The organism is Photobacterium sp. GB-210, assembly GCF_003026075.1.
In the GTDB taxonomy this organism is placed as follows: Bacteria; Pseudomonadota; Gammaproteobacteria; order Enterobacterales; family Vibrionaceae; genus Photobacterium.
In genome coordinates this window covers 748,042-767,750 of sequence record NZ_PYNU01000001.1, presented here as the reverse complement: position 1 = coordinate 767,750, position 19,709 = coordinate 748,042, and the positions used below count along the sequence as shown (strand labels likewise).

The 19,709-nt window shown below is 38.4% G+C and carries 18 protein-coding genes; 8 read left to right on the top strand and 10 right to left on the bottom strand.

The window, feature by feature from the left end; all coding sequences use genetic code 11:
- Positions 1-52: 52 nt before the first annotated feature.
- A complete protein-coding gene (locus tag C9J38_RS03505; protein WP_005367488.1) occupies positions 53-409 on the bottom strand; it encodes a YajD family HNH nuclease in 357 nt (118 codons plus the stop codon).
- Between the two features lie 455 nt (positions 410-864).
- Here C9J38_RS03505 and C9J38_RS03500 point away from each other — a divergent pair, with 455 nt between their 5' ends.
- The 4 genes from C9J38_RS03500 (at position 865) to C9J38_RS03485 (ending at position 6,903) form a co-directional block, all read left to right on the top strand.
- Entirely contained in the window at positions 865-1,533 is a 669-nt protein-coding gene (locus C9J38_RS03500) for a DUF2760 domain-containing protein (protein ID WP_199188044.1), read from the top strand.
- Positions 1,533-3,368 (top strand): Hsp70 family protein, encoded by a 1,836-nt coding sequence (locus C9J38_RS03495; RefSeq protein WP_107205885.1) that lies wholly within the window; start codon positions 1,533-1,535, stop codon positions 3,366-3,368. The genes C9J38_RS03500 and C9J38_RS03495 overlap by 1 nt, the downstream gene beginning before the upstream one ends.
- A gap of 151 nt (positions 3,369-3,519) precedes the next feature.
- Positions 3,520-6,372 carry an Hsp70 family protein gene (locus C9J38_RS03490; RefSeq protein ID WP_107205884.1) on the top strand — a complete coding sequence of 951 codons (2,853 nt, stop codon included), beginning with the start codon at positions 3,520-3,522 and terminating at the stop codon, positions 6,370-6,372.
- 327 nt (positions 6,373-6,699) lie between these two features.
- Entirely contained in the window at positions 6,700-6,903 is a 204-nt protein-coding gene (locus C9J38_RS03485) for a hypothetical protein (protein ID WP_005367479.1), read from the top strand.
- A gap of 126 nt (positions 6,904-7,029) precedes the next feature.
- On the opposite strand, the gene C9J38_RS03480 is transcribed toward C9J38_RS03485, so the two are convergent.
- The 3 genes from C9J38_RS03480 to C9J38_RS03470 all read right to left on the bottom strand — a co-directional run bounded on the left by C9J38_RS03480 (position 7,030) and on the right by C9J38_RS03470 (position 9,604).
- Positions 7,030-7,863 (bottom strand): ABC transporter, encoded by an 834-nt coding sequence (locus C9J38_RS03480; protein WP_107205883.1) that lies wholly within the window; start codon positions 7,861-7,863, stop codon positions 7,030-7,032.
- Entirely contained in the window at positions 7,860-8,732 is an 873-nt protein-coding gene (locus C9J38_RS03475; protein WP_107205882.1) for an ABC transporter ATP-binding protein, read from the bottom strand. Before C9J38_RS03475 ends, C9J38_RS03480 begins: the two co-directional genes overlap by 4 nt.
- A 566-nt stretch (positions 8,733-9,298) precedes the next feature.
- Entirely contained in the window at positions 9,299-9,604 is a 306-nt protein-coding gene (locus C9J38_RS03470) for a hypothetical protein (RefSeq protein ID WP_107205881.1), read from the bottom strand.
- Between the two features lie 555 nt (positions 9,605-10,159).
- On the opposite strand from C9J38_RS03470, the gene C9J38_RS03465 reads away from it, so the two are divergent.
- Both C9J38_RS03465 and C9J38_RS03460 read left to right on the top strand, forming a co-directional pair.
- Positions 10,160-11,173 carry a ribonuclease T2 gene (locus tag C9J38_RS03465; protein WP_107205880.1) on the top strand — a complete coding sequence of 338 codons (1,014 nt, stop codon included), beginning with the start codon at positions 10,160-10,162 and terminating at the stop codon, positions 11,171-11,173.
- 564 nt (positions 11,174-11,737) lie between these two features.
- The gene (locus tag C9J38_RS03460; protein ID WP_107205879.1) at positions 11,738-13,240 is read left to right on the top strand and encodes a sodium:alanine symporter family protein; all 1,503 of its coding nucleotides are present in this window, start codon (positions 11,738-11,740) and stop codon (positions 13,238-13,240) included.
- A 68-nt stretch (positions 13,241-13,308) separates the two neighbouring features.
- Here the strand turns inward: C9J38_RS03460 and C9J38_RS03455 are convergent, their stop codons facing one another.
- Both C9J38_RS03455 and C9J38_RS03450 read right to left on the bottom strand, forming a co-directional pair.
- The gene (locus tag C9J38_RS03455; RefSeq protein WP_107205878.1) at positions 13,309-13,890 is read right to left on the bottom strand and encodes a glutathione peroxidase; all 582 of its coding nucleotides are present in this window, start codon (positions 13,888-13,890) and stop codon (positions 13,309-13,311) included.
- Between the two features lie 108 nt (positions 13,891-13,998).
- Complete coding sequence (locus tag C9J38_RS03450; RefSeq protein WP_005367462.1) at positions 13,999-14,280, bottom strand: hypothetical protein; 282 nt, start codon at positions 14,278-14,280, stop codon at positions 13,999-14,001.
- Between the two features lie 290 nt (positions 14,281-14,570).
- Here C9J38_RS03450 and C9J38_RS03445 point away from each other — a divergent pair, with 290 nt between their 5' ends.
- Positions 14,571-14,936: a hypothetical protein gene (locus C9J38_RS03445; RefSeq protein WP_107205877.1), complete on the top strand. Its 366-nt coding sequence runs from the start codon at positions 14,571-14,573 to the stop codon at positions 14,934-14,936.
- 221 nt (positions 14,937-15,157) lie between these two features.
- Positions 15,158-17,098, top strand: coding sequence for an FUSC family protein (locus C9J38_RS03440; RefSeq protein ID WP_107205876.1), 1,941 nt, complete (start codon positions 15,158-15,160; stop codon positions 17,096-17,098).
- Positions 17,099-17,128: 30 nt separating this feature from the next.
- On the opposite strand, the gene C9J38_RS03435 is transcribed toward C9J38_RS03440, so the two are convergent.
- The 4 genes from C9J38_RS03435 to C9J38_RS03420 all read right to left on the bottom strand — a co-directional run bounded on the left by C9J38_RS03435 (position 17,129) and on the right by C9J38_RS03420 (position 19,685).
- Positions 17,129-17,827, bottom strand: coding sequence for a hypothetical protein (locus C9J38_RS03435; RefSeq protein ID WP_107205875.1), 699 nt, complete (start codon positions 17,825-17,827; stop codon positions 17,129-17,131).
- Positions 17,828-17,922: 95 nt separating this feature from the next.
- The gene (locus C9J38_RS03430) at positions 17,923-18,390 is read right to left on the bottom strand and encodes a hypothetical protein (RefSeq protein ID WP_107205874.1); all 468 of its coding nucleotides are present in this window, start codon (positions 18,388-18,390) and stop codon (positions 17,923-17,925) included.
- 54 nt (positions 18,391-18,444) lie between these two features.
- Positions 18,445-19,047: an HAD family phosphatase gene (locus tag C9J38_RS03425; protein ID WP_107205873.1), complete on the bottom strand. Its 603-nt coding sequence runs from the start codon at positions 19,045-19,047 to the stop codon at positions 18,445-18,447.
- Positions 19,048-19,076: 29 nt separating this feature from the next.
- Complete coding sequence (locus tag C9J38_RS03420) at positions 19,077-19,685, bottom strand: TetR/AcrR family transcriptional regulator (protein ID WP_107205872.1); 609 nt, start codon at positions 19,683-19,685, stop codon at positions 19,077-19,079.
- Positions 19,686-19,709: the final 24 nt, after the last annotated feature.

The window sequence follows — 19,709 nt, the reverse complement described above, 5'->3', positions numbered from 1 at the left end:
GAATTATCGTCCCTTTTATCTTTCTAGCTGGCATAAGCAAGTTATTACTTTTTTACTTTTTGCCTTTTTCCATCATTGCTTTTAAATCTGCAAATGGGTTGAACGTAGCAGCTTCATGCTCATTTTCACCGGCACGGATAACACTACTTTGACCGTTATCCGCATCAGTATATTTCTCATGCTCATGGTCGTGACAGAATAAACAAAGTAGCTCCCAGTTACTGCCATCTTCTGGATTATTAGTATGATCATGATCTACGTGGTGAACGGTTAATTCACGGAGATTTGAATATACAAATTCACGAGAACAACGACCACATACCCACGGGTAAATTTTTAATGCTTTTTCACGGTAACCCGCTTCTTTACGTGCATAAGCGGCACTGGTGCCGTAGAAATCAGATGACATATCTTGACCTATCTTCTAACACAACAGCCCATACACTTAAGAACTATCATGCTTTAGTACTAATTTTGCTGTATTGAACCACCACCAAAGTGGTTATATCAAGCAATTCTTTTAAGATTAATGACCTTGTTATCGAATTTTAAGCCATATCTTTTTAATACAATCAGTTAGCTTGAAAACGTCACCCTCCATCCCCATTTTAGCTACATGTCAGAACATCGATGTGTCAAATACGCTAAATACACTAGTATTTAACGTAATATATTGATTGCAAATTAGGCTAAGAAACCGTTTGTTCTCGCTTTTAAGCAAAAAAACACGCTCTAGTAGGCATCTTTTGCATACGTCTATGTTAATATTCGACTAATTATTTGAAGCTGATTCACACTTAATATTTAACCGAATCGCCCTTTAACCGCTAAGAGTAAACAAATATGGCTTTTGATTTTTCTAAGATGCACGTTGATTTGTCGGCTGTGCCAACTACTATCGACATGGGTCACGCATGGTTAGGCGCTCTAGTTCTAATTCTATTGGTTATGTACCTAACGAAAAAAGGTAAGCCAGTCGAAGTTGAAAAGATTATCGAAAAAGAAATCGAAGTAGAGAAAATCGTCGAAGTTGAAAAACCGGTTGAGAAAATCGTTGAGAAGATTATCGAAAAACCCGTCGAGAAAATTGTCGAAGTTGAAAAAGTTGTTGAAAGAATCGTTGAGGTTGAAGTTGAACCTAAGCTAAAAACATCGACCCCTGATGCTGCATTACAACTTCTTTCTCTGCTTCAACAAGAAGCGCGCTTTATCGACTTCATGCAAGAAGATCTTAAAGGCTATGCTGACGCCGATATCGGTGCCGCAGCACGTGTTATTCACGAAGGCGGTCATAAAGTATTAAATGAATACTTCAGTTTTGCGCCAGTTCGCACTGAAGAAGAAGAGACACGTATTACCCTGCCACAAGGCTTCAACGCATCTGAAGTTCGCCTAACAGGTAATGTGGTTGGTGAAGCACCATTTAACGGAACTTTGATCCACCGTGGCTGGAAAGTAACAGAAGTTAAATTGCCTAAATTGGCAGAAGGCCACGATGCACATATCATCGCAGCCGCTGAGGTAGAATTATAATGCAAGACACACAACAACACCGTTACAGCGTTGGTATCGATTTAGGTACAACACACTGCGTACTCTCTTATGTTGATCTTCAAGATGAGAACGCTGATGTTACGGTTATGCCCATCCCACAATTAACCAATCCGGGTAATGTGGAAGAAAAGAACCAGCTTCCATCGTTCATGTATCAAGCACATGAATCTGAACTGGCAGAAGGTGATACTGCACTTCCTTGGAATGCAAAACCGAATGCGATTGTGGGGGCAATGGCACGTTCATTAGGCAGTAAGACTCCTATCCGTCTTATCTCTAGTGCGAAAAGCTGGCTATGTCACGGCGGCGTAAACCGTCGTGATGCATTCTTACCATTAAATAGCCCAGAAGAAGTGGTCAAAGTATCACCTCTTGAAGCCACACAACAATATCTTGAGCACATGGCTGATGCATGGAACTTCCAGCATCCTGAAACGCCTATTTTTGATCAAGACGTAACGATTACTGTCCCAGCGTCGTTTGATCCCGCAGCGCGTGATTTAACCGCAGAAGCAGCACGTAATGTTGGCTTTAAGTACCTTACGTTGCTTGAAGAGCCGCAAGCGGCAGTATATAGCTGGATTAAAAACAACGATGAAAGCTGGCGTGATCAAGTGTCTGTTGGCGATATTATCCTTGTGGTTGATATCGGTGGTGGTACAACAGATTTATCGTTAGTCGCTGTCACTGAAGAAGACGGCAACCTTACTCTGAATCGTGTAGCGGTTGGCGATCACATCCTACTGGGTGGCGACAATATGGACTTAGCTCTGGCTTATCGTTTAAAAATGAAGCTAGCGCAAGAAGGCAAACAGCTACAACCTTGGCAAGTATTAGCGATTACGCATGCATGTCGTGATGCTAAAGAAGCATTACTTAATGATGCTGAATTACAAGCAATGCCAATTGTTGTTCCTAGTCGAGGTTCTAAATTACTTGGCGGCACACTTCAAACTGAACTGACTCAAGAAGAAGTGCAACAGACACTTGTTGAAGGTTTCTTCCCACAAACATCTGTTGAAGAGCACCCAGTTCAAGCTCCACGTGGCGCATTAACCCAAATGGGCTTACCTTACGCACAAGATGCTGCGGTTTCTCGCCATGTGGCAAGTTTCCTTAGCCGTCAAAGCCAAGCAGTTGATGAGCTTTTTGAACAATTTGAACAAATGCACGACGGCTTCATCCGCCCAACTGCAATTTTGTTCAACGGTGGTGTTTTAAAATCAAATCTATTATCTGATCGCCTACTGGGTATCATTAATAGTTGGTTAACTACAGGTGGTTCAGAGCCAGCAAAATTACTTCAAGGTTTAGATCTTGATTTAGCGGTTGCAAGCGGCGCATCCTACTACGGCTCTGTTCGTCAAGGTAAAGGCGTTCGTATCCGTGGCGGTATCGCAAGTAGCTACTATGTCGGCATCGAAAGTGCTATGCCTGCAATCCCAGGTATGGAACCACCACTTGAAGCACTATGTGTCGCACCATTTGGTATGGAAGAAGGCTCTCAAGCTAACGTACCAAGCCAAGAGTTTGGCTTAATCATTGGCCAACCCGTACAGTTCAAGTTCTTCGGTTCTACAGTTCGCCGTGACGATGTTGCTGGTACTCATCTTGATTGGTGGCAACCGGAAGAGATGGAAGAATTACCATCGATTCAAATGACACTGCCAGTATCTGATGGCCGTACCGTAGGTGAAGTGGTTCCTGTTAAGTTAGCATCACGCGTAACAGAATTAGGGACACTTTGTCTTGAAGCGATTTCGACTGATAACGGTCAGAAATGGCAGGTAGAATTCGACGTTCGCGAAAGCTAATATCGAACTAACGGCGCATCTTTTGATGCGCCGTTTATCTATATACATACTCGTGGGTTTATAGTTATAACAATACACAATCATCTACCTTCTGTAGGGCTTTCATTTATTCCCACTTGTCAATTTTCCTATTTTACTTTGTGGAGTCGTCATGCCTTCATCTTCCCCTCGATATTTAGTCGGTATCGACCTAGGGACAACGCACACCGTTGTAGCTTACGCTGAAATTACAGATGATCTTGAAAATAGCCCAATGCATATTTTCAATATCGATCAACTCATTGCACCGGGCGAAGTCGCTCGTAAACCTCTACTACCCTCTTTCCGTTATCACCCCGCTCAAGGTGAAATGGATGCAACTCAACTTGTCTTACCATGGAACCCTGAACCGGTTAACGGCGAAATTGATACCGTGATCATTGGTGAATTAGCGCGTGAACTGGGCGCAAAAGTTGAAGGTCGCCAAGTGGTGAGTGCGAAAAGTTGGCTATCTCATCCCAACGTTGATCGTAACGAAGCTATTTTACCTTGGTCATCAACAGCATCTAAATCAGATGTTAAGAAAGTTTCTCCTGTCATTGCTAGTGCCAGTTACTTAAACCATGTTCGTCAATCATGGGATTATCACCATAAGAATGCCAAGCTTGCCGATCAAGAAGTAGTGATAACTGTGCCTGCATCATTTGATGAAGCCGCACGTGCGTTAACACTACAAGCAGCAGAGTTAGCAGGACTAAAAAAAGTCTTACTGCTAGAAGAGCCGCAAGCAGTATGTTACGACTGGTACGCGCAAAATAAAGATAACGCTGATGAATTATTAAAAGACATACCACTATTAATGGTGTGTGACGTAGGTGGTGGTACAACCGATTTAAGCTTAATAAAAGTCGGTAGCAAAGATAATAAGCTCACCCTTGATCGTATAGGTGTTGGCGATCACTTAATGCTTGGTGGGGATAACCTTGATTTATCCCTTGCGCATGTTGCCGAGCAACGTCTGAACGGTGAATCAAACAAACTCAGTCAATCTGCGCTGTCAAAGCTTATACAGCAAACACGTAAAGTGAAAGAAAGCTTATTATCAGGTAATGCTCCAGATACAGCAAAAGTAACCATGTTAGGTAGCGGCTCACGATTGATTGGTGGTGCCAAAAGTATTGAGTTAAATCGTGACGAAGTGCATCGCATTGCGCTTGACGGTTTCTTCCCTATGACAGCATACAGCGAACAACCAAGCCAACGTCAAGCGGCTATGGTCGAATTTGGCCTACCCTATGCGGCAGATCCTGCTATTAGTAAACATATTGCACAATTTATCGATCTTCATGATCATGTGTGCCGTGATGCGTTCAAAGAAAATGGTATTGAAATCGATGACGATCAGCCAGCGATTCCTGTTGCCGTACTGCTAAATGGTGGTGTCTTTAACAGCCCATTACTGACTGAGCGCACACTTAACGTCATTTCATCATGGCGCGACGATAGCAGTATTACAGAGCTTAAAAACCTACATCCCGATCTTGCGGTTGCCTTTGGTGCGGTTGCTTATGCCAAAGCCCGTCATGGCGCACAACTAAAAATTGGCGGTGGCTCTGCCCGTTCTTTCTTCCTTGTTATTGGTCAAAATAAAGACGTAAAACAAGGTATCTGTTTATTACCAAAAGGTATTGAAGAAAGTACTGAAGTTAACTTAACTCATCGTAAATTTGCTTTAACCTTGGGTGAGCCCGTGCGTTTTAACCTTGTTTCTACCACTGATGAAAAATACTCAGAAGCCGGTGAACTGGTTGAAATTATTGGTGATGGTTTTGTTACTCTACCGCCATTTATTGCGACTCTTGATAGTGAACGAGATCGTAGCGAATTAGCGGCAAACCAGAAAGATCGTGAAGAGGTAACCTTAGCATGTCAGCTAACTGAAGTCGGCACCCTTCAGATCGAAGCGGTTAGCATAGCAGATCCCAAAAAACGCTGGAAAGTTGAATTTGCGATCCGAAAAGATCTCGCAAAATTACATCGTGGTGATGTCGACAGCACCCTTGCTGAAAGTGAGCTTCCTCCACGAATGAATGACGCCATTGATGCTATCAAAAAAGTTTATGGTGGCAGCAAGAATAGCGATAACAGTAAAGCGGCGAAAACGTTGCGTAACGATCTGGATAAGATGCTGGGAAAACGTGATAACTGGGAAACCCCCTGTTTACGTGAATTAGCTAACGCTCTGTTAGAAAGTAAAAAGCGTCGACGTCGTTCAGATCTTCATGAGCGTAACTGGTTAAAACTTATAGGCTTTACCATGCGTCCGGGTTTTGGCTACCCTGCTGATGATTTCCGTATGAATGAAATTTGGGCATTGTACCAACAAGGTATTCAATTTGAATCCAATACCCAAACTTGGTGTGACTGGTGGACCTTCTGGCGTCGTGTTGCCGGTGGTTTAACCCAAGAGCAACAATTAGTGATCTATAAAGACATTGCTAAATACATCACTCCTGGTGCTAGTCGTAATGCCAAACTGAATAAAGAGCTTCAAGAACGTAGCTATGAAGACATGGTACGTTTAGCCGCCTCACTTGAACATTTGCCTTTTGACAAAAAGCTTCAACTTATTGAGTGGTTATTTGGACGCTTACAGAAAACCCAATACGCACAAGCGCATTGGTGGGCGATTGGACGTATTGCTACACGTACGCCTTTCTATGGTTCAACTCATAATCTTCTCTCGGCAGAACATGTCTCTTTCTGTTTACCAGAGCTGATGGAGCTTGATTGGCGTAAAGAACCCTATATTGGCTTTGCGGCTGTTATGATGACGCGTAAAACGGGTGATCGTAACTTAGATATCAATGATGCTTTACGACAGCAAGTTATTGATAAACTTAAAGCAAGTCGTGCACCTGAAAGCTGGATTGAAATGGTATCAGAAATTAAAATATTAACTGAAGATGAAACCAAGCGCGTCTTTGGTGATGCTTTACCTAATGGTTTAAGATTAATTGGCTAATCTGCTAATTTATAAAAGTTAACCTTACTTTTAATTAAAAGGGTGAGTTTTTACTCATCCTTTCATCATTTATGAAATATAACATCTGTATTTTATTACTTATCCGTTGATAAATATAAATAAACAAAGAGAATCTATTAAAATTATGAATCAATATCTACTTTTAATAACGAAAGCCTAATCTATTAATCTTCTGTTAAGGTTCATCTTGTTATTGTCTTATTAACAGCATTTGTTTGCTTGTTTTATTAACAAGTAAAGCTATTGGGGGACTCCCTTTAGCCCCTCAATAAAGACATTTAAATATATAGAAGAGTAGAAGTCGCTATGAATAATTCTCAATTCCACATCATCGCACAACGTATTTTTAAGTCAGAAAATCAACGTGTTGCAGTAGCAGCTGTTGTTTTTGATGGTCTATCAAGCTATGAGGCTGAAAAACGTTACGAACTTCCTAAAGGCACATTATCACGTAACGTGCGCAAATATAAAAATGAAGTAAAGTACATTGAATCTGTAACAGCAGCTTAATCTAAATTATAAAATAATAAGCTTTCCCATGCATATAACTGTATAGATAAAAAAACAAACGAAAGCTTAATACCGGTGCGTATAAAAAAAGGAGAGTTGATACTCTCCTTTTTTATTGTCTACTGTTTATTTTCCCGATCTAAATCTGACAGTGAGAATAAAGAAAATAACCGCAATAATGAATAATCCCATCAATGTTGGGCTACCTATTGCCATTAATGTCCCCCATGGGTGATCACTCATTAATATATTAATTGACAGATTGTTGACTTGACTTATCCAATCACCAATGGCACTTGAATTAAAAACAATAGATCCCATTATTTTAATAAGTAAGATAATCACAAATATTGTAATTAATGGATGCTCATTAAATTGAGAAATAAAGAATATAATACAAGCGACAGGCAATAACGCTAAACTCATGGCTGCCATTGTCGATATAAATTCGCCATAATGCTGTCCCAATGCCACAAGATTAACTGAATAGTCCGTTAATAAACTTTGTGGAAGAAACCATTGTCCGACACACCAAACAGTAAGATCAGCAAACAACAATAGGAAAGAAGTAATAATCGGTATAATCACTAAGGCAAAAATAAGTTTTACAGCTATCGCTTTAGCATCCGATACTGGCATTGAATGCCAAAACGCTAAACTGCCCTCTTTTCTCTCTTTCGACAGTGTTCTTGCTGTATAGGTGAAAAAGCTCACTAATGTCACCAACCCTGCCAGCATGAAATTAATTAGCCCGGCAATACCCGCAAAAGAATCGCTATGAGTAAAATTTGGCGACCAATTTTCTAACCCTGATGATTGCACATTAAATGAGAAGTTCTGGCTATTACTCATAATTAATATGATGCAAATAATCGAAAAAGCAGCAAGAAACAGTGGTAAGCGAGTGACAAGCTTATGCTCAAGCAATTCTTTAGTTAACAATGCTTTTATTGGGTTCATAAAGCCTCCTGTTGCTTGGCAATAAATATATCAGCAAGACTTGGCTTAGTAACTGTACCTAACATTGCTAATTCAGTTGGTGAAATATTTTCAAACAATAAACGGTGTTGGCCTAAACCTACTTTACAACTAATCGGTTTTAACTTTTTCGCTTGATCAATATGTTGATCATCAACCGAAAGGATATTAAAACGCTCAGATAAATCGCTAAGTTGTCCTTGTAAAACAGTTCGCCCTTTTTTCAACACCAACACATTTGTCAGCATATGAGCTATTTCATCAACTTCATGACTTGCAATAATCAACGCTCTTTCGCCCTCATGAAACCATTCCATTAAATAACGATAGAAGGTTTCACGGTACATTAAATCAAGGCCTAGCGTAGGCTCATCAAGAATTAAAACATTCACATCTGTCGCCATCACAAGTGCAAGATGCAACTGTACTTTCATCCCTTTAGATAGCGCAGCAATTTTACTTTTTAATGAAATATTGGTTTGAGCTAAGTATGCTGTCATCTTCTGTTGATCATAGCGAGGATGTACACCTTGTACATATTTCATCACTTGCTTAACAGTCATCCATTCAGGTAATACTGCAACATCCGATATATAGCCAAGACGCTCTACAATTTTTTCCCGTTGTTTTTGTGGCTCTAGACCAAAAATAGTTAATTCACCACTATGGTTATGCATCCCCAGCATTGCTTTAATTAATGTCGACTTTCCTGCGCCATTATGCCCAAGTAAGCCTAAGACTTGTCCCGATTTCAACTCAAAATTAACATCACTTAATACTTCATTATTTTGGTACGCTTTACTGATGTGTTGGGCTGAGATAAATGTTAGATCTACAAAACTTTTATTCACGTCCGCTTCCTTTGGAAATACCTAATAACGGTTATTTATTGGCTTGCTTATAGTAAGAGTAACGAGAAGTTCGGCAATGAATCAACTGTTAATAAAAGAATGGCTTTGCATCGTTTGATTTTTATAATGAAAATCGACAAAATTTGAAAGTCTTTGTATTTAGATGAAATATATGAAGATAAAAGTTAATCGTACTCAGCCTAGCAATAAAAGATCTCATTTATGCAAACGGATAAATAAGAAACGCCTTTATGAGGGTAAATAGCATTATAAATTTATTCTTCTCACGATTATTTAGCTAATGTCGAATTATCATTTCATTAAAAGAAACATCGTGGAAAATTGGACTATCAAGTAATATAGATAGGCTAATAGAAGGCATGAACAAGCGTACGCAGAGCATTGAATAATGCATACGCTCTGCATACGACAGCAATTCGGAGTAATAAAGCAATCTATTATGAATGCGATATATAATTTACATATAAAAGACGATACAAACCTTGTTGTATATTCTATATATAATTATCATTCTTTTTATAAATCAATAAACTGCTTGTTACTGTTTAATCTTCATATTCATCATCTAACAGCTCATAAGGAGAAACATCATCTTTTTCCATCATGGCTAATATTTCAATCATACGCGTTTGGCGTGATTCTTGTTTAAATTCATGCAGAACAGCAATAAGGTTGTTTATTTTTTGGAGTGGTATTCTTTTAATCACTGCTTTTTGACGACCTGGGACTTCATCGGCAAAATCAATCAAAATTTGGCGGTAGTCGACACGTGTTTCTTTAACAACGCCCGTCTCTTCTACACTCTTTAACATTGCACTCAGCGCTTTTTCTGCAGCTGCGAAACTATCCATTAATTACCTCGAGGACACAAATTCGCTACGGTAAAAGTACCGTATCATTTATTCGTAAAATTACTAATACCAAGCTTGATTTTGCATTAGTTTCTACATATTTAGTCTTAATGATATTAACCTCCCAACAAAGGATCGTGGGATGATAACTGTAAACACTAATGAGTTGTTCACCAAGTAGGTCTTATGCTTTAATTATAATTGAAATTTACAATTTCGTATAACAGGGAGTGTTACTTAGACAGATATTACTCTCTGTTTTGATGATTGTGAATACATAATTAAGTAAAAATTTAATTCATAACTTAGAACACACTGGCCACTAATAGAATTGTACAAAAAAAAAGGGCACAATAATGACTCGTCATTCATATTTATAACCAGAATCACATATTGATTATTGTCACTATCATGATGTTTCAATTGAGATTTGTCTAGATAGACTGGTCGATAGCTAAAATCTAACTTTTACAACGACAAAAAGTCACAACTATTAAGGTTTATAAAATAATAGACTATAGTTAGCGCCATATCATCTTTGTTATAGGTTTTACTGTGCGTAAACATCAACAAACACTAACAGCGCTTTGCTTAGGTACACTTTTCTCTTTCTCTAGTTTTGGCTCTTATGCCTCTATTGCCACATCTGGTGGTTTTACAGCAACACAAAATTGCGAAGCCTTCCAATCCTTTCGTAAGCAAACGAACCCTGACGACACTAAACTTGTCGTCGGTAAACAATATCAAATAAAGGCACTCAATGAACGCGATTATCGCTGGGTTCATATACTTGTGCCAGATGCTAAACCTGCTGTTCGCTGGGTAAGTAAAGATTGCGGTACTGTGGATTTAAGCCAAAGCATCAGCGCCCCCGTCAAAAAGCATGACAACAAATATTCGAACTCTCGTAAAAGTTGCAGCACTGTGGGAGATTTTGATTCTTATGTCTTAGCACTTACTTGGCAGCCAGGTTTTTGTGAACACTTTCGCTATAAAGGTACAAAGCCTGAATGTAATGCAATTAACGATGGTAAGTTAAAAATCACCAACCTAACATTGCATGGCTTGTGGCCGAATAAAGCCAGTTGCGGAACCACCTATGGTTACTGTGATCGTTACGCTCGATTAGACCTTTCTCGTAATACCATAAACCAAATTGCACCGTGGATGCCTAACTTCTATTACCAAACAAAGTTTGGTGAATATGAGTGGAAGAAACATGGTACTTGTCAAACGCGTGATGCTAACGACTACTTTATAACAGCAACAAAGCTGGTTGAAAAAGTAGACGCCTCTCCTATTGGCTTATTTATTAAAGACAATATAGGTCGTAACGTTTCTGTATCTAGTTTCAAGAAGAAACTCGTTGCCAGCTTTGGTAACAATGCCGTTGATCGTATCAGTCTATCTTGTACTCAGGGTAAATACCTCAATGAAGTACGCCTCAATTTAGGAAAAGATATCGATTTGAGTAAACCTATTGTTGATTTACTTAATTCTGGTCCAAAAGGCAGAGCGTTTTACGGAAACTGCCGTAAAATAATTTATATCGAAGATTCTGGTAAATAATATAAAAGGGATAAACATTGTTTATCCCTTACTCTTCACATGTATATTCTTATACAATGTAAATGTCATTCAATATAATCATATATATGACTATTTATCTCCATTTACACTCCTCTCAATCTACTGTTAATTCTCTTATCTCGCGCGTTATAAAAAAATAAAATGCCACTTAAAAAGTTTAAATCGCTCGAATATTCTTAACCTGTGATAATGCACAGTGTTTATTTGAGTAAGTTCACTATCACCGCATACAAAAATATAACTAATTGATTAAAATAAATAAAACACTGTAACACACAGCGAAATGTAACGCGTTACATAGAATTGATTCTTTTTTTGTGATATAAACCCACTTGGATTTTTAGTGATTCGTGCTACCTTTCATCGCCTTTAGAGCAGCTAAGTCGGTGAGATGGTTGTGATATGTTCACTATAGAATATTCATTCATATTAATTATAAAAAATACCATCATACAAGCCGATAAATTAAGAACACTCACTAAATATGAATGTTCCTATTCACTTAATTATCTTGATGATTAAGTTTTATTTACAGGAAAAATTATGAATTCTACGAATGAAAATTTGCTTACAACTATTAACGATAGTCTGTTAGCAATCATTGGTTCAATCAATGGTGTACTGTGGGGACAGGTATTAGTGTATTTACTCGTAGGCGTGGGTATTTATTTCTCTCTACGTTTAGGTTTTATACAAATCCGTCAATTCGGACATGCGATTAAGGTGCTTAGAAGTGGCCGTGAACTTGAAAATGGAATCAGTTCATACCAAGTATTTTGTACATCAATGGCGGCGCGTGTTGGTACCGGTAATATGGCAGGTATTGCAGTAGCCTTAAGCATTGGTGGACCTGGTGCTATTTTCTGGATGTGGGTTATAGCTTTATTTGGTATGGCAACCGCGTTTATTGAATCCACTCTTGCGCAAGTATACAAAGTAAAAGACGTTGATGGTCAATATCGTGGCGGCCCTGCTTATTATATGGAAAAGGGCTTAGGCAAGCGTTGGATGGGAACGCTATTTTCTATCTGCTTAATTATCGCGTTTGGCTTTGTATTTAACGCAGTTCAAGCAAATACGATTACAGATGCGCTTCACCACTCTTTTGGTTTTAATGAAACAACTCAAGGTATCGTACTCGTCATCTTTTCTGCTTTCTTTATTATGGGCGGTCTTCGCCGTGTTGCTTCAGCATCAGCTAAAATTGTTCCTGTGATGGCAATTGGTTACCTCGCTATTGCTGTTATCGTCGTAATAATGAATATCACAGAAATCCCTGCTGTTCTTTCTCTTATTGTGAAGAGTGCATTTGGCTGGCAAGAAGCGGCTGCAGGCGGTGTAGCATTTACAATTTCACAAGCAATGCAAACCGGTATTGCACGTGGTTTGTTCTCAAATGAAGCGGGTATGGGCTCGGCTGCTAATATCGCAGCAAGTGCAACACCAAACCCTAACCACCCTGCCTCACAAGGCTTTGTACAAATGCTAGGTGTATTTGTTGATACTATTGTTATCTGTACTGCATCTGCTGCGATGATCATGCTTTCTGGTGTGATGGATATGCCAAATGCGGGTCAAGGTATTAGCTTATTACAAACCGCACTGTCTAACGAATTAGGTAACTGGACAACATACTTTATTGCCGCAGCAATCTTGTTATTTTGTTTTTCATCAATTATTGCAAACTACTCATACGCTGAAACAAATATCATGTTCCTAAATGGTAATACCAAAAAAGGTCTGATGCTTTTCCGCTTGTGTGTACTAGGTATGGTGATGTTTGGCTCAGTCGCTTCTCTACCTGTGGTATGGAACTTAGCTGATGCATCCATGGGCTTAATGGCATTTGTTAATATCGTAGCGCTAATTTTCTTATCAAAATTAGCTATCCGCGTTATTAAAGATTACGAGCATCAGATAAAACAAGGAAAAACGCCTGAGTTTGACCGTTCTAAATTCCCAGAGCTTGAAGATCTTGACGGTGCATGGCACCCAGATACCATTGCGAAAGCGCGCCGTAAACACGGCAACCATTTCACTAAATAATCTATAAGCGTTTTTAAAAGCCAGTATTGATATTCAATACTGGCTTTTTTCTTTTCTAATCTCCGGTATTACATCTTCAATTGTTGCGTAATTGCAGCAACCATTTCATCATTTGTTGGTGATAGACTTGATGGAAATACGCCGACTACTTGACCTTGTTTATTTAATAAATACTTTTGGAAATTCCACCCAACCGACTTACCAGACTGTGCGATTAAATGTTTATAGAATGGATTGGCCTTACTTCCCTTAACACTTGTTTTTGTCATCATAGGAAACGTTACGCCATAATTGCTATAGCAGATATTAGCCGTTTGCTGATCGCTGCCTCTATCTTGCTTAAAGTCATTAGATGGAAAACCAATAACCACCAATCCCCTGTCTTTATACCTTTTATATAATTCTTCCAGCTGTTTAAATTGAGGTGTAAAACCACATTGGCTAGCCGTATTCACCACTAATACCACTTTGCCAGTCAATTGCTGGCAAAAATCATAATACTCATCGCTATTGAGTTTCTTTAAAGGATGTTGATAGAGCATTGGGCAACTTGAAGCATTCGCTGATGTTGTAACAAGAGAAGTAAAAAGGATCGAACTTATTAATAAAATAAGTCGTAAAATAAAACGATTATTACTAACCACTTGCATGCTGTTTCCCTTCTATTTATCAATTAATTATTTAGCTAATTAGTCAACAATACGAAAAAGGGCTAAAGAAAGTTTATTTCTTTAGCCACTATTGAAGAGAATAAAACATTAGATATAACCGTTTTGAAATTTCCACGCCTCGCTCATCTTATCAATAACACAAGCAGGCAATGGTCGATGTGCTTTAGCTGGCTGCGTAGCAATATTTCGATAACCGCACCGTTTTAAGCGCAAATCAAACGCACGATCGATTTGCATTCCAGCACGAGCGAGATCCCAACGAAATACTCGGAGTGCTAAATATTCATGCTGCTCTAATTCACCTCCAAATGGGTATTTAAGCACTTTATTGTACGCCGTTTTTGCTAAATCGAAGTTCACTTGAATCATAAGTTCCTCCTTAGCTTTCAGCCATTAATATAAATTATCGGCTAACTTCAAGCTAAAACGTTACAGTGTCGCAAGCAAGCTTTTTCGCAATAGAAATGACAAGAAAGTGCAAATTTAGATAAATAATGTGATGTAAATCCGCTGATAATTGGTTGTTAATAGTAAATATGGCTAACAATAAAACAAAGCATAAAGAGATCTACCATCGATTTTGCTTTTCGGTAAGAAAGGCTTTTATCCGTAATTAAGCTGAATTATTATGCTTTATCGAACAACGCTAGGAACTCAATATGCAACAAATTAAAATCGCCGCTAATTCGCAGATTGCCGTTATTTTTAAGACTTGGTCATCTGAATGGGAATCGGAAGTGGAAGCAGATAAAAAAGATGCTGCGAACAAATTCCATACAGTTTATAACATTGCCGCTGAGTTGTTCGCAAAAGGCGGAGAAATTGAAATTTCTTTTATTTCTGCGCTATTTAATGATTGTAAGCAAAAGACTGAAATGGCAGAGCAAATGATCAGCAAGATCAAAGCTAGCCTAAAAGATGATCCAGAACGAGCAGAGAAATACATCGCTAAAGTTAATACCGCAGCGCAAGATGCTGCATTTTCGATGAACTACCTTGGCCAACTACTCTTAAAATCAGCTTAATGTCGCCACTTTCTAGAGCCCTTAACACAAGGGCTTTATTGCATTTATTTGCTGCTATATTCAGCAATATTTAACTAATAAGCACTAAATAAGCCTTATACTGAGAATCCTCTTGTAAAGCCTCTTTCATGGGCATACATTACGCTATAATATACCTCTTACGAATTCCGTTAGTTTTATACTAACTCATCTCTATATTTCTTGCGTTTGTACTGTAACTAATGAAAAAGCACTCTCTTCGCTCTCTATGGTCTCGTTGGTTTTCTAATGCGGCAGATATACCTGACTCTATTCGCATTACCATTCCTATGGTGATGTCACTCGGCTTATTCTATTTTTTTGGTTTTACCGCTGCTGGAATATCAGGACTCATCACCGCTTGGCTACTCGGCACTCAAGCGCGCGATCTCCCCTATTTAAAGCGCTTACAAATCTTATTGATCTCAGTGCTTTTAACCGCTTTATCAACCTACCTCGCTTTTAGTGTCTTTGATAACTTATGGCTTAGCGCCATTACATTATGTAGCATTGCAATTGTATATGGCTTGATGTCTAACCAACGTCCGCATATTCGTTCGTTTGGTTATAATTTTGGTTTCACTTACATTATGTCCATTCATTTTGCGAGCACCGAAAATTCCTTTTTCATCATTCTGTTCGCGAACCTGTTTGCCGCAGGCAGTGTAATACTAACGTCACTGATCTTATGGCCTTTTTTCAAAGGACGTATTTTACAAAACCATATACACTCAGTGACGTTTACTCTTGCTGACTGGCTAAATACAGTCCGTTTAACCGATGATGAATCTGTTCTAGAAGAGAAACGACAGCAATTTTATTTATGCGCGCACAAAGTCGCTTACTACAGCAATTCAATTACTTCAGTTAAACGAACTGAACAAGTGCGTATGGATTTACAACGTTCACTTGAAGTTGCTGAATATGTAATTAGTCTTGAGCGTATTTTAAGTTTCAATTTACAAGAAAATACGCGCAGCCGTTTATCTAATTGGATTGAGCAAGCTGCGAGAGAAATCAAACACCACCAGCAAATTACAGCGATCTTTGATGTCAACGAGCATAAAAACAACCAATACATTGTCGATTTATTAGAACAACTTAAGCGCTGTTATAATTTCTCAACCTTTTCTACACTCGATTACAGTAAAAATATTTATCTTTTCACCTCAGATACGGTGTCCTTTTTACGTAATTTTAAGCATGCTTTACATCTTAAATCTAAAGAATGGCGACACGGTGGTAAAATAGCCATTACATTAGCGATTACGCAATTTTTAACGATTTTCTATCAAATCCCTCAAGGTTATTGGATTTCATTAACAGCCTTTATTGTATTACTCACCTCGTCAATAGGTGTAACTAACCACCGCATTTGGCATCGTTTTTATGGTACTGCATTAGGCGGTTTATATAGCTTTGTATGCTTATATTTTTTTCCAAATCAACACTTGATTATACTAACTAGCATCTCTGTCTTTTTTGCTTTTACGACATACCATAAAGAGCGCTATGACATTCACGTATTCTGGTTAACATCGATGATTGTATTCTCTATCAGCTTACTCTCACCGGATAATACCTATGTGACGTTTTATCGTATTATTGATACCTTATTTGGTGTAACCATTGCCTTTTCTATTAATTATTTTGTCGCGCCGAGTTGGACAATGCGTTGGTTAGATCTCTATATTGCACGCATGATACGCTCACAGATTTTGTATGTAACAGTACTCAATAAGCCACTGTTTGAGCAGAAACTAAACCTGTACAAAGCACAGGATAATTATTATGCCCTTAAAGCTGAGATATTTAATTTACTAAAAGAACCAAATCTTAGCCCTCGTACCTCTCAAGATTGGAAGAGTTTGTTGGTTATCTTACGCCGTTTAAGTGATTCACTTTTATTAGCAACCAAGCTTGGACTGAATACTCCTGATGATAATAACTATACCCAGAAGTGGATTAAACAGCTTTCTGACATTGAAAAACGATTCCCACAACGATATGAGATAGATCAACCTATTGATATTGATACGGATAATTATGAACATTCGGCTGATATGCTATGTTCATTAATTGAAGAAGATATTAATCAATTAGAATTGTGGCTATGTTATCAACAAGCATTTCCATTAAAATAAGCTAGGTTTACCGTTCAGAAAAATCTACTTTCACTGTTTATTTTGAGAGTCATTCACCCTTCTAACACTGCCAGTCGCAACATTCACTGCTAAGTAATGTTGCTGACTGTTAGCATTATCAAGTTCTTCATAACTAAATAAATAGCAGGTTTGACAATCAAAAATCGGCTGGTTGTAATCAAGCTCTAAATTCGTCCCGTTCGCTTGATAATATTCACTGTTTATTGCTAATCCTACGGCTTCTAATGCTTGTGCTTTATCCGTATGTTTAGCAGCTGTCGTTATATTTTCATTATAGGTTTTATCTACATATTTAATGAGATACGTTTGATTGTCAGATGTTAATAAAATATCTTTCCAACCGTTACTCATATCATTACCCACCAATACGGGTTGCTGAATTTTTTCCCACTTTGCCATTAATTGATATTGGTCATCAAATAAATAGGCCTTACACTCATCTTTCTCACAATAACGTTCGCTCTGCATAAGTACAAAGGTTTCGTCTTTACCGTTATTATTTAAATCCGCTCGCCCATAGAGGTAATAAGGTAGTTTCTGGTCAGTATTAGGTAAGGTTTTATCTGAGGGTAAGATCTGTTTTTTTATCGCGGAGGCTAACTTTTCTTCCATACTTTGTTGATGTACTTCTTGTTCCCTTAACGCAAACACAACAAGAGCAATTATAGTGATGACAATAGAATAAAATACAATGTGGCGTTGTCCCATAATGCCTTCCTATTGATAACAACACACTCGCTCCTATTAGTGTAAGTCTAATTCAGCATCCTTGCTTTTATTGCTATAAGAACAGTTGTAATAATCTATCCATTCAACTGTTTTTTCTCATCAATGCGTTTACGGTGCCAGATAGAATAATGACGTAATCCCGCTGGACCATGGGCAATAAATACTGAAAGTAAAATCACTGCTATATAGATATGTGCTTGATGTGCTGGAAGCCAAATAATAGATAACAACATGAATAATTTAACAAAGGTTAAAATACCTTTAAGCTGAATGAGCCATAGTTTTGAACGATAAATTTCTAGCGACATCATGGTAACACCGCTCATCATGGCTAAAACCCACCAATTGATCCAAAGTGCTTTATCAACAGCGAACATAAAACCAGCACTAGATACTGCAACCCCTAAAATATGTAGTGCTCTGATGGTTGTTTTTGCTAAACGCTGGCACCAAAATCGCGTTTCAGAAATAGTGTAAGGCTGGCCTTTATTCGGGTGTGGTTTATGTGTTCCACGTTGATGCGTTGATTTTTTATCGGTCATAATCGTCGGTATTAAGCGAGTAGGCGCGCAAGCATAACTGATCTTCAGTTAACACTACATATTTGCAGGGCGGAATTCTTTCATTTCTCCACCAGCGACTAAATAACAGTCCATGCCTGCCGATTTAGCTGCTTGGCAACCTAATTCGGTATCTTCAAACACCACACAATCTTGTACTGCAATACCTAATTTTTGTGCCGCTAATAAGAACGTTTCAGGAAGCGGTTTATGCTGTGTAACATCATTGGCAGTGACAATAGCATCAAGATACGGCATTAAGCCTGCACTGGTTAAAATTTCTTCAGTGTGGCGACGCTGACATCCCGTCCCTATTGCAGTTGGAATACCTTTCGATTTTGCTTGTTTCAATACCTCGAAAGTCCCCGTTATCACCTCACCTTTATGTGTAATATCATCAAAGTGATGGAGTTTTGATTCAGCAAGATAAACAGGATCTACATCTAACTGATATTTTTCAATGAGAGCTTTTGCCGTATTTAAGGTTGGTGAACCGCCCATGGTATAAAACCAATCGAGATCAAAAGGAATATTGTGCGCTTCACACGTGAGTTGCCAAGCATAAATATGAGCTGGCATAGAGTCCACTAAGGTTCCATCCATATCAAAAATGACTGCTTTGTATTTACTAATATCCATTGATTAAATCCCTTCTCAATCGTTTATCGTTACTTTTTTGCGGCGTAACCTGTCATAAATAAATCAACACAGCTTTCAATATAAGCATCATTTTCTTGCTCTGTCATATCACAAGGTTGACCTAGTTGCGCTAAAAATACCATTCGACCATGCAACATTAATAATAACTGCATCGCTGCGTCAGAGGCTGAAATTGAAAAATTCAACACACCTTGTTGCTGTTGAACAGATAAGTATTGAGCCAACATTTCAATAGTCGTTTCAGGTCCGGCAGAAACAAACACTTTAGCCAGATCAGGATGCGATTCTAACTGACGAATCGCTGTTCTATAGGTCAAAATAGCTTCTTCTGTTCGTAAAATCGTTTGAAAACGTTTAGCAAAATCACACAATACATCTCGTGGCTTTCTTCTATCATCTAATGGCAATTTATCCATCTGGCTTTCCATGCATTTAGCACGAATACACGTTTCAAACAGATCATCTTTAGTTTTGAAATGCGCATAAACCGTTTGTTTAGAAACATTCGCAGCCAATGCAATGCTATCCATAGAAATCGCATAACCATGTTGAGTAAAGAGCTCAGTCGCCGCATCTAATATTTGTTGTTTCTTTAATTGACTTCTTGCTGTTAGCAATTTTCCACCTACGAGCACATAAAT

Coding starts and splice junctions, on each gene's coding strand:
- C9J38_RS03505 (WP_005367488.1), bottom strand. CDS start 409: ATGTCATCTGATTTCTACGGCACCAGTGCCGCTTATGCACGTAAAGAA.
- C9J38_RS03460 (WP_107205879.1), top strand. CDS start 11,738: ATGAATTCTACGAATGAAAATTTGCTTACAACTATTAACGATAGTCTG.
- C9J38_RS03470 (WP_107205881.1), bottom strand. CDS start 9,604: ATGGATAGTTTCGCAGCTGCAGAAAAAGCGCTGAGTGCAATGTTAAAG.
- C9J38_RS03445 (WP_107205877.1), top strand. CDS start 14,571: ATGCAACAAATTAAAATCGCCGCTAATTCGCAGATTGCCGTTATTTTT.
- C9J38_RS03490 (WP_107205884.1), top strand. CDS start 3,520: ATGCCTTCATCTTCCCCTCGATATTTAGTCGGTATCGACCTAGGGACA.
- C9J38_RS03450 (WP_005367462.1), bottom strand. CDS start 14,280: ATGATTCAAGTGAACTTCGATTTAGCAAAAACGGCGTACAATAAAGTG.
- C9J38_RS03480 (WP_107205883.1), bottom strand. CDS start 7,863: ATGAACCCAATAAAAGCATTGTTAACTAAAGAATTGCTTGAGCATAAG.
- C9J38_RS03455 (WP_107205878.1), bottom strand. CDS start 13,890: ATGCAAGTGGTTAGTAATAATCGTTTTATTTTACGACTTATTTTATTA.
- C9J38_RS03430 (WP_107205874.1), bottom strand. CDS start 18,390: ATGACCGATAAAAAATCAACGCATCAACGTGGAACACATAAACCACAC.
- C9J38_RS03495 (WP_107205885.1), top strand. CDS start 1,533: ATGCAAGACACACAACAACACCGTTACAGCGTTGGTATCGATTTAGGT.
- C9J38_RS03485 (WP_005367479.1), top strand. CDS start 6,700: ATGAATAATTCTCAATTCCACATCATCGCACAACGTATTTTTAAGTCA.
- C9J38_RS03425 (WP_107205873.1), bottom strand. CDS start 19,047: ATGGATATTAGTAAATACAAAGCAGTCATTTTTGATATGGATGGAACC.
- C9J38_RS03440 (WP_107205876.1), top strand. CDS start 15,158: ATGAAAAAGCACTCTCTTCGCTCTCTATGGTCTCGTTGGTTTTCTAAT.
- C9J38_RS03500 (WP_199188044.1), top strand. CDS start 865: ATGCACGTTGATTTGTCGGCTGTGCCAACTACTATCGACATGGGTCAC.
- C9J38_RS03435 (WP_107205875.1), bottom strand. CDS start 17,827: ATGGGACAACGCCACATTGTATTTTATTCTATTGTCATCACTATAATT.